Raw genomic sequence first — 14304 nt, 5'->3', positions numbered from 1 at the left:
TTCCCTGCGTCTGAAAAACATGTTGGGAAAGAACGGCCGAGGAAAAACTCTCTCACCGTGGCCCGAGCGGGAGCGACGGCACGCCCTTCTCTCTCGGAAACGTTCACCTCCCCCCCTGAATACGTCGCCTGGGAGAAAAGAAACCGGCGCAAAAAAGTCCTCGCTCGGCTATGGAGTCGTAAAAGAAGCACCGGGGAAGACAGCGAAAGGCGTATTGCCGCGCCCGCACGGGGCAACAACCCTCTCCTGCGGAAGGCCTCCCCGTGCTTTCCGCCGCAGGCTTTGCAAGGGACGAAAGCTGCCGCACGGCATTCCCGCAGGCGTTCCGCCAGAAAAAACACGGGCGGGGAGCTTCGGCCGCTATCCGTGCCGGGAAGGCGTTCGCACCGCGGGGATGCGCTGGCGCAAAGGCCGAAAGCCCCGCGTCTTTCCTGCGTGCCTGAAAGCAACTCAGCCCAAAATACCGAACTCTTCGGCAAACGTCACCCTGCCTGCAAAGCTCCCTTTCCCGAGGAGCAGCGCCATGAAATTCCTCTCGGGCATACCTGCCGGCGCCTCTATGCCGAAGCGCACGGAAGGCTCAAAGCCGAAACGGGGATAATACGTTTCACTTCCCAGCACCAGCACACAGCCGAAAGAAAGGCGCCGCGCCAGAGAAAGCCCTTCCCTCACCAGCGCGCTCCCCACGCCCCGACGCTGAAAACGGGGCCGTACGGAAAGCGGAGCCAGCACCAGCGCTTCCGCCCCGCCCACCCGGGCACGGGTGAACAATATGTGCCCGGCAAGTTCGCCCTCCGCTTCCGCCACAAGGGAAAGTTCCGGCACAAAGGAGCAGCCCTTCCGCAGGGCTTCCACAAGGTCCTGTTCCGTGCCGTCGCTGTGTTCCGCGCCGTCAAAGGCTTCTTTGACCAGCGCATACACGGCCGTGCGGTCTTCCGGCTGCTCCTGCCGTATGCGTATGGTGTTCTTCGATTCCCTGTTCATGAAACGTCTCCCTGCCGGACGGCGTGTATCCATGGTGCGGCAAACGAAGCCGCAGAAAGCGCCTCGCCGCCCTTTCCGCGCCGAACAGGCATGGCCGGAAAACGGACGCGCCGCCCCCGCAGCGGCCTGCAAAGACTGCATGGCCCTGCGGACGCCCGTCCCTGCAAAGCGCACAATCGGCGCAGGCCGGGCAAATCCGCCACGGAAGAGGGCTCAACCGGCATCCGCGTGGGCCGAAGGGCCTCCGGTACAGCGGAAGGCGGAAGTTCCCCGCCTTCTGGCTGCCGCTTTCTCCGACGCTGCGGACGGCGTACCCGTTGATACACACCGCGGGGTGCTTCTGTTCCTGTCCCCGCAGGCGACATAGGCGCATCCCTGCTCCGCACGCCTTGCGGAGCCTTTTTCTGCACGCCGTCCCCGGCCCCTGACGGTGAAAGAGCTTCCGCCCATACAGGCCGTAAGTTCACCGCTGCCGTCCTGCTCCGCACGCCTTGCCGGGGCGAAACCGCAGAAGCCCGCAACCGTTCCCTCCGGCCCGGCCGCAGAAAACATTCCGTCCGAACGGGAAGCCCGCCCGGGGAAAATTTCGTGCTTCCGATACGCCGTCTTCCTCTTTCCGTTTTCCTTCTTCCGCATCATGCTTCATGAAGCCGTTTACAGGTCCGGCTCTCTATAATGAACGGCGGAGTTGTCCCAATAGGTTGTGTAGCCCCGGCTTTCCCTGCCGTCAAGATTAAGCTGATATAGCCGGAAGGTAACCAGAATGTTTTTCGGTTGCCATTGTTCCTCATAGGAATACCGGTACGTCATGCCCACATTCCGCATCACCCCACCGCTTCGGGGATTATTTCTGTCATGCGTGGCCGTGATATAAGGCAGGCCATCTTTTCTTGCCTGCTCTATGACCGCCTTGCCCGCTTCCGTAGCCATTCCCTGATGCCAGAATGGCCTGCGAAGTGCATACCCGAAATCATGAGGCTCTTCCCCGTCCACTTTGATATAGCCGATGGGGAAATTATCCTCCTTCCGACAGACGGCGTAGGCGTACGCCTGCGGCAGGGCATAGGCGGAAGCGTATCTTTCCCTATAAAAACGCACTGTTTCTTCCATGCTTGTCACGGGATACCAAGGCAAAAACGTATTGGCTTCCTCATCGCCCAGTATAAGGAACAGCGCTTCCCCATCCTGTTCCGTGAATTTTCTTAATATCAAACGCTTCGTCTCCAGGTCGGGCGTATTCATCCGCGTTCTCTCACTTTCATGTATGTTCTCAAGAGTTCCGAGGCATGTTCACCATGCCCTCGCGAATACCTCGCGGCGCGACTGCGCGGCCGCGCTTTTTTCGGGACGCCGGGAGGCCATGACGCCGGTGACGAAAAAAGGCTTCCGTTTCCCGCCGTTCCTGGGCGCGTCCCCGCCTCTGGGGACGGACCGCCATACCCGCTTCCTGAGAACCATGAATGTTCCTTTTACGGGCCGTATGCCGCCGCGTATCCTTTCCGCAGCGCGGAAACGGGACCTTTTCCTGCGGGGAGCCTGCTCCTGCGGCAAAAGGCCGCACGCAGGCCGCGCCCATGGCGTAAGGCCGTTCCCCCGTGCCGCGGGACGCGCGCAGGCCCCGGCGGCACGACAAGGCAGCCTTCCCCAGAAGAGCCGCAAAGCTTGCCGTGCCTTCCGTTCACGGGCGATGCCGAGGCCGCCCCCCTTCCCTCATCGGGGACGCGGTCAGGCCGGAAACGCCCCCGGGCCTCCCCCCGTATCCTGCCGGGAAGGGATGCGCGAGACCGGGCCGCGGTTCTTCCGCCCTTCCGGGGATACGGCGCGCCATGCGCCGCGCTCACGGCAGCCTTGCCCGACGGGCCGCAGGCCCGCGCTACAGCGGATGCCGGGCAAGATTTTCCCGGATGAGCTTTTCCAAAAGCGTACACAGGGCGGAAAAATCGATGGGCTTGGAAACGTGGGCGCTCATGCCCGCGCGGGCGGTTTCCGCCACGTCTTCGGCAAAGGCGTTGGCCGTAACGGCGATGACGGGCACAAGGGCGGCGTCGGGCCTCGGCAGGGCGCGTATGCGGCTGCACGCTTCGCAGCCGTTCATTTCCGGCATCTGCATATCCATGAGCACGGCGTCGAAGTGGAAGGGGGCCGATTCGCGGAAAATGTCCAGCGCCTCGCGTCCGTTCCAGGCTTTTTCCACCACAAGGCCGTTCATGGTGAGGATTTCTTCCGCCACTTCCATGTTGATTTCGTTGTCTTCCACCAGCAGCAGGCGTTTTCCTTCAAGAAAACCGCCCTGCTTCTCATGTTTTTCCTCTGCCGGAGCCGGAGCTTTCTCTTCCTCCTTCACCATGAGGAAGGGAAGAATGACGGTGAAGGCCGTGCCCTGCCCCAGCGTGCTGGCCACCACGATGCTGCCGTTCAGAAGTTCCACGATGCTCTTCACGATGGGCATACCCAGCCCCGTGCCGCTCACTCTGCGGAAGGCCTGGGTTTCGCGGGAATAGGGTTCGAATATCTTGTTCAGATACTCTTCCGACATGCCTATGCCGGTATCGGATACCACGATTTTATACTGCACATACTCGTTCTGCCCGACCTGGGAGATGTTCACCATGACGGAATCGCCCTTTTCGGTGAACTTGAGCGCGTTGGAAAGCAGGTTGTTCATGATCTGGGTGATGCGGAACGGGTCGCCCATCACGAGGGAATGGCTGATGTTCCAGTCCACACGGAAATCCTTCCCCTCGCTTTCGGCCTGAATTCTGAAGGGGCTGAGGCATTCTTCCAGACATTTGCGGATATCCATGCGCTGATTGTTCAGCTCTATCTTCCCCTGCGTCAGCTTGGAGATTTCGAGAATATCGTTGACGAGCTGTATGAGGTGACGGCTGGAACCTTCTATCTTTTTCAGGTACTGCGTCACCTTCGCGGCATCCTTCACGGATGTTTTCGCAATGCCGGCAAGGTTGATGATGGCGTTCAGGGGCGTACGCATTTCGTGCGACATGTTGCTGAAGAACACCTGCTTGGCCTTGTCGCTCTGCACGGCCTTGTTCAGGGAGTTCACGAGCAGGGTGTGTTCCTCAAGCTGCTTCTGCTTTTCCCTGTCTATTTCCCGGAAGCAGAGAATGACCTCCCGGTTGTTGACGGTTTCATCGAAAAGCACGCGGATGTTCATCCAGCGGCTGGCATCGCCGAAGCGCTGCCGGAAATCGCCGCCGAAATCGCGGATATGGTGCTTCACGAGGCTGCGGATGCTGGAAATGGAAAAGCTGTCCAGGTAGCCCTTGAGGTATTCCGTTTCCAGATTGCCGCATATGGCTCGCATGAGCTCCGCATAGGAACCCGTGGCCGGAAGATGGCTCCGCATGAAATCCGCTTCGCGTATGATTTCATAGCTTTCCTGGCTGTAGTCGATGCGGTACACGGCGTCGTAGCTGTTGCCGAGCACCTGCACGGCCTCGCGGGTGCGTTCGAACCTGCGCTGGCTGGAAAAATTCCTCCATGCAAACAGCGCCGAACCTGCGAACAGCAGAAACACCAGCGAATAGAACAGCGTGCTGAAGAAATTCAGATCCTTCAAAATAACGCGGAAGGGAATGGTGAGAATGGAAAGCCAGCCGTTGGGCATTTCATAGTAATACACGCCGCGGCGATGCCCCTCCATGTCTCTGATGCTGGCGGAATAGTCGTCCAGTTCGCCCTTCTTCACGCGTTCGAACAGCTTCCGCGCATAGTGCTGGAGCACCTCGTAGGACAGGTCGTTCCCCGTCTGGGCATAGAGCAGCGTGCCCTGCTTGTCGCACAGAAGGAAGGAACTCTTCTGTTCGCTGTCCAGCATGAGATTGGCGAAGCGGAAGTTCTCCGGAAAAATGTCGAAGGCCAGCACGCCGCCGGAGGCGCATTTGCCCGCAATGGTGATGACGGGCTTTTTGGAGATGGCGTCGGTATAGGTATCGGTGAAAATCACCTTGCCGGGGTTTTCCTCGGCCTGGCGGTACCATACGGCGCTCTGGAAATCGTAGCTGTCGTCGCCTTCCCAGGGATTGAGGGCGATGATGTCGCCGTCCCGCACAAGGTAGGGGTCCACCGTGCCCTCTCCCAGCAGATTCTGCACATGCTGGAAGAAGTGCATCATCTTTTCCGTCACTTCCTCCTGCCCGCTGCTGCTATCCACAATGTTCACCCCGAAGGCCAGCAGCACGGAATAAAATTCCAGATTGCTCTGCTGCTCCAGAGAATAGATGCGGGAAAGATGATCGCCGAGATTCTGCGCGTTCTTCAGCAGATTTATCTTCATTATCTGATAGCCGACAAAGGAAAAAAGCAGCATGGTCATGAAGACGGCAATGCTGAACTTCATTCTTTTCAGCAAATACGACAGGCTGTTATATATGGATTTCATATCACCTCCATATGAACGGCAGGAAGCATGACTGCCGTCGATATGGGCATGTGCGCCCTTCGGAATGCCGCCCGCAACGGCCTCCGAATGCTGCATATTCTTTCCCGCCCGCTAGTGTTGCAGACTTCACCAGTCAAATCAACACATTTATCAGAAAAACACCGTCCCGGGCCGGGAAAAGCGCCCGCAGCCCGGCAGGGCCGCCCCTGCGGAACGGGAACATCCTGCCCTCCCACGGCCTGCGCGCAAAAACGCAGAAAAAGGCTGCGCCGGCATGCCCGCGGCCTCAGCCGCGCCTCACGCACAACGCCCCGGGCAACAGGGCAGTGATTCCCCATGCCGGGCAGCCCCGAAGAAAACGCGCTCTTTTCCAAGGCGCGCCGTTCAGGAGGAAGCCCTGCCCTTCCGGCCACGGCTGCTCCGCCTCCCGCGCAGGCCGCCTTAAACGCAAGCGCCTCCCCGGAAAAACCGGGAAGGCGCTTGCGTCACATCAAAAGCCGCTTATGCTCCGGCCGTGCGGGCCATGGCTTCCTTCACGCTTTCCTCACAGGAACGCATGGCGGCAAGGGTACGTTCGAAAAGTTCATCCAGCGTCCAGCCCAGGCGTTCGGCCCCGGTGCGGATGACATCGCGCGAGCAGCCCGCGGCGAAGCGCTTGTCCTTGAACTTCTTCTTCAGGCTGGAAACTTCCATGTCCATCACGCTGCCGGAGGGGCGCATACGCGCGGCCGCGCCGATGAGCCCGGTGAGTTCGTCGGCGGCAAAGAGAATCTTCTCCATTTCATGTTCCGGCTCCACGTCGCAGCACAGGCCGTAACCGTGGCTGCACACGGCATGTATCATGTCTTCCCCCACGCCGCCTTCCCGCAGAAGTTCCGGGGCCTTGCGGCAATGTTCCTCGGGGTAGCGCTCAAAATCAATATCGTGCAGCAGGCCGGCCATGGCCCAGAAGTCCTCTTCTTCGGCAAAGCCGCGCTCGCGGGCGAAATGGCGCATCACGCCTTCCACCGTAAGGGCATGCAGAAGGTGGAAGGGTTCGCTGTTGTAGGTTTTCAAAAGCGCAAGGGCCTGTTCCCTGCTGATGGAGCACTCTCTCATGAACACTTCCTTTATGGTTTGTCCCCGAAGGGACGGAGGCCTTTCCCAAAAAAGGGGGAAAAGGCGGAAACGGAACGCAAAACATCCGGCCGCGCCGGAAGGCGAAAGGCCGAAGGCGCGCGGCAGCCTGCCCGGAGCGTTCCGCCGGAAAAGGCGGGCGCAAACGGCCGGGGGCACGTATCCTGCAGGCATACGCCGGAAAAGAGCTTTCCGGCGAAAGGCGGCTCTCCGCCTTGAAAAACGGAAAAAGCCCGAAACAGAGCCTAGCAAACGCTCCGCACGGTAAGCATGTCGATATATTCCTCAAGAGCCACGATGCCGGAAGCGGTGATGGCGCGGCGGCAGTCGGCATAGTCGAGAATCTTGCTCACGTTCTTGTTGACGAGCTCGGCTTCGGGATGCACGCGCTTGGCCAGATATTCCAGCGAGGAACGGAAGGCCTGGGAAAACTTCTGGAGCCTGCGCCATTCCTCCATCTGCTCCGCCACGCTCACGCGGATCTTCTCCGGCATGAGGGCGGCCTCACGCATGGCCTCGCAGAGCCGCCAGTCGATATACTGGCCGAACTCCACCTCGAACACGGTAAGATTGTCGCGGTCTATCATGCGCCGCCACACCTCCGCGCCCTTGGCCATGAGGGGAATCACGTCCACCTGCGTGCCTTCCGGCACATGCTGCGCCACGGTATCGCGCACTTCCGTCACGATTTCCGTCACGGATTCCTTTTCCACGTCGATGACGTCGGCCTTGTTCAGAATGACGAGCACGGGCACGCCGCCGCGCTCCTTCGCCACGCGGCCCATGTCATGAAGCAGGGCCTCCTCATCGCGCGTGTGCAGCTGCGCCATGTCCAGCACCAGAAAAATATGGCTGAGAGGCAGCCTTTCCAGCGCAAAGTAGGTTTCTCCCCGGTGTTCGCCGTATTTGCTGGTATTGGGACCGGGCGTATCGTAGAACACGATGGGGCGCTTCTTTTCCAGATGCGGCAGGCGAAGATGAATGTCCGCCGGCACGTTCTCCTTCATGGAACCGTTGTAGGAGGCCAGCCGCTCCAGCGTGAGCGGATGCCACGCTTCGCTTTCCGAGGGATTGCGGCACACGTTTTCCGTACAGAACGGGTCGTGCAGAATACGGAATATCTGGGCCGTGGTGGCCCTGTTCCCCGCAGGGAAGGAGCCCCGCCCGAGCAGGGCGTTGAGCACCGTGGATTTGCCGGAGCTCATGCAGCCCAGCATAAGAATATGAAGCCCGGTATCGGGCACGCGAAACTCGCCCATGTCACAACTCCTGTCCCTTGTTCTCGGTTCCGGCGGTCTTCCGAAGATACCCTATTGCCCGCTCAAGGCAAGCCCCGCGAAAACGCGGACAATCCCGCCGGAAAGGAGGCCTGCCCGGCCTTTCTTTCCGCCCGGAAAAGGCCGGGGAAACGTCCGCCCGCCCTTCCGGGAAAACGCGCCCGCCGGACCCGCCCTTCCGGGAAAACGCGCCCGCCGGACTGCCCGCCCCGCGTACGCTGCCGCAGCGCGCACGCCCGCAGGGCGGCGCGTGAAGGGAAGAGACAAAAATTTTCTCCGTGATTTTCATATCGTGTATGATAAAAAATGGAAAATCTTCGCATATTATGCTTATAGAAAAAATTCACATGATATTTTTCCTGCAACTTCATGAGATTCTTTCCCTGACACATCCATTTTCACACAATGCTGTTCAGCTTTTTCATGACGTTATTTTTTTTCACATTGCCTTTTCACAGATTACTTCATACAGGAGAAAAAAGTTGTTCCACAGGTACAACAGCGTAATATAAATAAAAAAATTTTCTCAAAAATCGGTTGTTTTTAACAGATTCGCCTGCTATGTTCTAAAAAAAACATGGACGGCGTCTGTTATAAGACAAGGCGTGCTATAGCATTCCCGCCGTTCCATGATGTGCGATGACGTTTGTCTTGTACACAATTAAGGAGGATAGTATGGAACTCGGATCTCTGGTACTGAGCATTTGTGCCGTTCTTATGGCTGTTGTCGTGTGCCTCGGCATCTTTGCCTCTCGGGTCTACAAGTAAAACATCCGGCCCTCACAGGCTTTATATCGCACCCGGAAGCGGGAACTTCTCAGGAAGTTCCCGCTTTTTTTCACAAAACATCACGGCACAGAAGGGCGCAGGCCGTATGTGCGTCCCCCCGCAGCGGGAACGCACGGCACGCGGCACGCACGATGCGCGGGCCGGATGCATCCCCTGCCCCGCGTCTTTCCCCGCCGCGCACGGGGAACATGAAGAGTACGCCCGGACGGCTTCCCCCGGGCGGCCGCCCGTCCGCCTTCCCGCCACGTCCGCCCCTCCCGCGCCCGACACGAAGGGAAGGCATGAAGGCGTTTTTTCGCCTGCCCCGTTCATGACGAAAAAAAGCAGGCGCAGCCCCGGCCAGGGCGGCGCAGAAAAGACGTATTTCCCCGGCTCCGCGGGCCGCCTTCTGCCGGATGCGGCGGCACGGAGCCGCTCCCCCCCCGCCTGCCGGATACGGGCATGACCCTCTGCATCCGCACGGTACGCGGCACGCTCGATGCGCTGGCCGGATGCATCCCCTGCCCCGCGTCTTTCCCCCGCCGCGCACGGGGAACATGAAGAGTACGCCCGGACGGCTTCCCCCGGGCGCGCCTGCCGGATGCGGCGGCGCGCCCGCCTGATAAGCATGGGGGCCGCCTCCCGCCTTTGCCCACGTTCCGCCACGGCGCGGCCCCCTGCGGCGGCGCGGCCTTCCGAACCCTTTACCCGCAAGATATTCCGGGCAGGAATCATGAACATACTCCATACTTCCGACTGGCATCTCGGTCATCAGCTTTACGGCAAGCGACGCAGCGAGGAATTTCAGGCCTTTCTCGCCTGGCTCGGGCAGCTTGTGCACGAAAGGCGCGTGGAAGCGCTGCTTATTGCCGGAGACGTGTTCGACAGCGCGCTCCCCGGCACGCGCGCGCAGGAAATGTATTACCGCTTTCTGGGCGAGGTGCTCGCCCCTTCCAGCCCCTGCCGCCATGTGGTGGTGGTGGCGGGCAATCACGATTCCCCCGCGTTTCTGGATGCGCCGAACACGCTGCTTTCCGTCATGGGCATTCACGTCACGGGCCGGGCAAAGGAAGCGGAGGACGAGGTCCTTGTGCTGAACGGGCCCGACGGCGAACCGGAACTCATTGTCTGCGCCGTACCCTTTCTGCTGGAAAGAGACCTGTACCGCGCAAGGGAAGGCGAAGGCCGGGACGAGCGCGACAGGCTCATGGCCGAAGGCATGAGGGAACATTACCGCAAAGCCGCCCTGCAGGCGGAAAGGCTGCGCGCGGGGCGCGACATTCCCGTGGTGGCCATGGGGCACCTTTTTGCGGCCGGATGCGCGCTCAGCGAAGGGGTGCGTGATCTGCGCGTGGGCTCGCTCGGGCAGGTGGACGCGGGCATTTTCCCGGAAAGTTTCGACTATGTGGCCCTCGGGCATCTGCACCTGCCGCAGAAGGCGGGGGGCAGGGAGAACATACGCTATTCGGGTTCGCCCCTGCCCATGAGCTTCGGCGAGGCGCGGCGGCCCAAGGAAGTGCGCCTGCTGGAAAGCCGGGGCGCGCAGGTGATGTCGGAAGGCGTGCCCGTGCCCGTGTTCCGGCGTCTGGAAAGCGTGGAAGGCGACCTTGACGCCATTGAACAGCGCCTTGCGGAGCTTTCCGCACGGAAGGAAAGCATATGGGCGGAAGTGACGTACACGGGCACGGAGCGCGTCGCCGACCTGCGGGACAGGGTGGAGGCGCATACCGGGGGAGGACTGGAGGTGCTGCGCATACGCAACTTCCGCCTGCTGCCCGAAGGCATGGAGGCCGACCCTCAGCAGGAAACGCTGGAAGACATGGGCGTGGAGGACGTGTTTGAGAGGAGGCTGAAGGAGGCCTTCCCCGACGCCGACCCCGCCGACCCGAAACTGGAAGAACTGCGCGCCCTGTACAAAGAGGTGCTCGCCATGCCCGAAAACGGAGAGGAAGGCCCATGCGCATCCTGAGCATACATATACGCAACCTCAATTCCCTTACCGGCAACTGGAACGTGCGCCTGGACGGCCCGGAATACGAGGGCGGCATTTTCGCCATCACGGGGCCCACGGGCGCGGGCAAGAGCACCATACTGGACGCCGTATGCCTTGCGCTCTACGGTTCCACGCCGCGGCTGGCCAAAATCACCAAAAGCGGCAACGAAATCATGTCGCGCCATACGGCGGACTGCGCGGCGGAAGTCACCTTCCGCACCAGGGCGGGCACGTTCACCTGTTCCTGGAGCCAGGCAAGGGCGGGAAAAAAGGTTTCCGGCAATCTTCAGCAGCCGCGCCACCGCCTGTACGACGCCGGGGGCGTGTGCCTTGCGGAAAAAACCACGGATGTGGCGGAACAGGTGCAGCGCATCACGGGCATGGATTTCGGGCGCTTCACGCAGTCCATGCTGCTGGCGCAGGGGCAGTTCGCCTCCTTCCTGCTGGCGGACGGCGACCGGCGCGCGCCGCTGCTGGAACAGATAACGGGCACGGAAATCTACAGCGACATTTCCCGACGCGTGTTTCTCCGCAACAAGCAGGAAGCGCAGAAGCTTGCGGAGCTGGATGCGGAACTGAACGGAAAGAACCTGCTGCCCCACGAGGAGGAAAAGGAACTTTCCCTGCGCGCGGCGGCGCTGAAGAAGGCGGGCGAAACGCTCGCCCGCAGGGAGAACGAGCTTCGGGAATACCTGACGCGCCATGAACAGGCTGATGTTCTGGCACGCGCGGAAGCGGCGCTTGCCGCGGAAAAGGAACGCTTCCAGCAGGAAAGGGAGGCCTTTGCGCCGGAAAAGGCCCGTCTGGAAAGGGCGCGGCGGGCCCGTTCGCTTGCGGGCAGGCTGGAGGCCGCCTCCATACGGCGCGAGGAACAGGCGAAGGATACGGCGCAGCAGCTTTTCTGCCGAAACGAAAGCCCGAAGCTCGACGCGCGCAGAAAGGAGGCGGAAAAGGCCCTTGCCGCATGTCGGAAAAGCCTTGCCGAACAGCGGGAGGCCACGGCCGCCCTGCGGGAAACCTGCGCCCGCGTGCGCGCCATGGACGATGACCTCGCCGCCCGGGGACGGGATATCGCCGCCCTTTCCCTTGAGCTGGAAAACAGAAAAAACGCCCTCGCCCTGAGGGAAAAGGAACGCGACGCGCTCCAGAGCCGCCGCGCGCGGCAGGAAAGCGCCCTGCGGGAAATGGAAGAAAGGCGCAGGGCCTGCGCCGCAGACGCCGCGCTTCAGGAAGCGCTCGGCGCGCTCCGCCAGCGGCTTGTCCGGCTGAAGGAGCGGGAAGCGGAACACGCAGCCGCCCTAGCCTCTCTGGAAGAAAAAAAGAAGGCGCAGGCGCAGCACCTTGCCGCGCTGGAGGAGAAAAGGCGCGCCGCCCTGCTGCTGGAAGAGGAATCCGCCCGCAGGGAAGAGGAGCGGCGCACGGCCTGCGAAAAGAAGCAGGCCCTTCTTGCCGGGCGGGACATGGACTTTCACCGCGCGCGGAAGGAGGAGCTCTTTTCCCGCCTTGCGCATATCGACACGGCGCGGGAATGCGCCCGCCGCATCCTTGAACGCCGGGCAAGGGAAACGGAGCTTGCCGGCAGGGAAAAGGAACTTGCCCTCGCCCTTGAGCGCGAACGGCAGGAACTCGCCTCCGGCCGCGCCACGCTGGCGGCCCTGCGCGAAGCCCTTTTTCTGCGGGCCAGAATCAAAAATTACGAAAAGGAGCGGCAGCGCCTCCGGGAAGGGGAAGCCTGCCCCCTGTGCGGGAGCCTGCATCATCCCTTCGCCCAGGGCCTGCCCCCTGCGGAACCGGGCGGAGAAGACGAGGCCGCGCGGCTGGAACAGCGGCTGGAAGCGCTTACCGCCGCCCTTGCCGCCCATGAAAGGGACGTGGTGCACGCCGAAAACGCCCGGCAGGAGCTTGGGGCGGAGCTTCACGACCTTGCCGGACGCCTCGGCGGGGAAATGCGGGCGCTTTTTCCGCTGAACGGTTCCTTCGGCACGGCCGAAGAGGAAGAAGCGTTGCAAAAGGACATCGTCGGCGCGCTGGCCGTTGCGGAAAACGCCGCCGCGCTGCCGCCGCTTCTGGATACGCTGCGCACCGGCACGGCAGGCGCATGGGCCGCCGTCTCCCGCCTGCTGACGGAAGCGCAGAAGCGGGAAGAAGAGGAAAAACACGCCCGGGAAGCGCGGGAAGCGCTGGAGAAAAGGCGCGGGGAGGCCCTCGGCGCATCCCTTGCGCTGGAAAAGGAGCTGCTCCGCCTGGAAACGGAGGCGCGCAGTCTGGAAAGCGCCCGGGCCCGGAGCGAAGAACTCTGCCGCGAAGGCCGCGAGGCTCTCTGCCGCGATCTGGCACCCTTCGGAGCGCAGGCCTCCGCCACGAAAGACATGGAAAGCGCCCTGCGCGCTCTGGAAGCGCGGCGCGACGCCTACCTTGCCCTGGGCAGGGAGGAGGAAGAGGCGCGCCGAAAAAGGGACGAGATGACCTCCGCCCTGGCCTCGCTCGCGGAAACGCTGGCCGCCGCCTCCGCCGCGTATGAGGAAGGCAGAAACACCCTTGCCCTCAGGCAGGAGGAATGCCGCGCCCTTGCCGGGACCCGGCGCGAACTTTTCGGCCTGCGCCATCCCGCGCAGGAGGAGGAAAAGGCCCGGCTTCTGCTGCGCGCCCGGGAGGAAGAGGAGGCGCGCCTTCTGCGCGAGGCGGAAAGCGCGAAAAGCGCCCATGAACAGGCGGAAAACACCCTTGCCGTGCTGGAGGAGCGCCTTGCCCGCCGGGCGGAAACGCTCCTTCTCATGGAAGCGGATCTGGCCCGCGGCCTTGCCGAAGCGGGCTTTGCCGACGAAAACGCCCTGCGCGCCGCCCTCATGCCCGCCGACGCCCTGCTCCGGCTGGAAGAGCAGGAAAAGGCCCTTGAGGCGCGCGGGGTGGAAATTGCGGCCCGCAGCCGCGAGCTTTCCGCCCGCAGGGAAGGCATGGAGCTTCCGCCTGTCGCCGCAGAGGAATGCGCCCGGCAACTGGAGGAAACGTGCCGCCAAAGGGAGGAAGCGCTTGCAAAACTCGGCGGCATACGGGAAATCCTGCGCGCCGACGCCGTGGGGAAAAAGGAGCAGCGGGCCCTGCGCGAACGCCGCGAGGCGCAGGCGGCCCTGTGCCGCCGCTGGAAGGCGCTGGACGACCTCATCGGTTCCGCCGACGGCAAGAAATTCCGCAACTACGCGCAGGAACTCACCTTCCGCGCGCTTCTCAGGCTGGCCAACCGCCAGCTTGCCCTGATGACCGACCGTTACGAACTGACCCACAGCACCGAAGAGGCGCTCACCCTCAACGTCATCGACCGCTATCAGGCCGATACGGTGCGTTCCTCGCGCAACCTTTCCGGCGGGGAGAGCTTTCTCGTCAGTCTGGCGCTCGCGCTGGCGCTGGCGCAGATGGCGGGGCGCAACGTGCGCGTGGATTCCGTGTTCCTCGACGAAGGCTTCGGCACGCTGGACGAAGAGGCCCTGAACACCGCGCTGGACATGCTCTCCGCCCTGCATGAGAAGGGCAAGGTGATAGGCATCATCTCCCACGTGCAGGCCGTGCGCGACAGAGTGCCGGTGCAGATAGCCGTGGAACCGGCGGGCAACGGCAGAAGCCGTCTTTCCGGTCCCGGCGTGAGCGGGGGCAGGAAAGCGGAAAAACCGTGAGTACGGGGCCGGGTGCCGCCCCCGGCCTTTCCGTGCGCTCCGCGGCCCGGAGCAGAAAGAAAAGACGCCGGACTCCCTTGCGGCCCTGCGCCCTCA

Annotated in this window: 7 protein-coding genes; 2 read left to right on the top strand and 5 right to left on the bottom strand. The window is 62.2% G+C overall.

Features of this window, described 5'->3' with window-relative positions:
• Nucleotides 1-450 precede the first annotated feature (450 nt).
• The 5 genes from CZ345_RS11760 to CZ345_RS11735 all read right to left on the bottom strand — a co-directional run bounded on the left by CZ345_RS11760 (nt 451) and on the right by CZ345_RS11735 (nt 7761).
• Nucleotides 451-984 carry a GNAT family N-acetyltransferase gene (locus CZ345_RS11760; RefSeq protein ID WP_239446684.1) on the bottom strand — a complete coding sequence of 178 codons (534 nt, stop codon included), beginning with the start codon at nt 982-984 and terminating at the stop codon, nt 451-453.
• A gap of 654 nt (nt 985-1638) precedes the next feature.
• Nucleotides 1639-2226 carry a GNAT family N-acetyltransferase gene (locus tag CZ345_RS11750; protein WP_077073324.1) on the bottom strand — a complete coding sequence of 196 codons (588 nt, stop codon included), beginning with the start codon at nt 2224-2226 and terminating at the stop codon, nt 1639-1641.
• A 631-nt stretch (nt 2227-2857) separates the two neighbouring features.
• On the bottom strand, nt 2858-5386 hold the full coding sequence (locus CZ345_RS11745; protein ID WP_162274972.1) for a hybrid sensor histidine kinase/response regulator: 2529 nt from the start codon (nt 5384-5386) through the stop codon (nt 2858-2860).
• Nucleotides 5387-5887: 501 nt separating this feature from the next.
• Entirely contained in the window at nt 5888-6484 is a 597-nt protein-coding gene (locus tag CZ345_RS11740) for a hydrolase (RefSeq protein ID WP_077074082.1), read from the bottom strand.
• A 263-nt stretch (nt 6485-6747) separates the two neighbouring features.
• Nucleotides 6748-7761, bottom strand: a complete 1014-nt coding sequence (locus CZ345_RS11735) for a dynamin family protein (protein WP_077073321.1) — start codon at nt 7759-7761, stop codon at nt 6748-6750.
• 1519 nt (nt 7762-9280) lie between these two features.
• Here CZ345_RS11735 and CZ345_RS11715 point away from each other — a divergent pair.
• Both CZ345_RS11715 and CZ345_RS11710 read left to right on the top strand, forming a co-directional pair.
• Nucleotides 9281-10516, top strand: coding sequence for an exonuclease SbcCD subunit D C-terminal domain-containing protein (locus CZ345_RS11715; protein WP_077073316.1), 1236 nt, complete (start codon nt 9281-9283; stop codon nt 10514-10516).
• Nucleotides 10504-14208, top strand: coding sequence for an SbcC/MukB-like Walker B domain-containing protein (locus tag CZ345_RS11710; RefSeq protein ID WP_077073315.1), 3705 nt, complete (start codon nt 10504-10506; stop codon nt 14206-14208). Before CZ345_RS11715 ends, CZ345_RS11710 begins: the two co-directional genes overlap by 13 nt.
• Nucleotides 14209-14304: the final 96 nt, after the last annotated feature.

The sequence above is a fragment of the Mailhella massiliensis genome (assembly GCF_900155525.1).
Classification (GTDB): Bacteria; Desulfobacterota; Desulfovibrionia; order Desulfovibrionales; family Desulfovibrionaceae; genus Mailhella; species Mailhella massiliensis.
The sequence above is the reverse complement of the archived record's forward strand: the minus strand, read 5'-3'. Positions and strand labels throughout refer to the sequence as shown.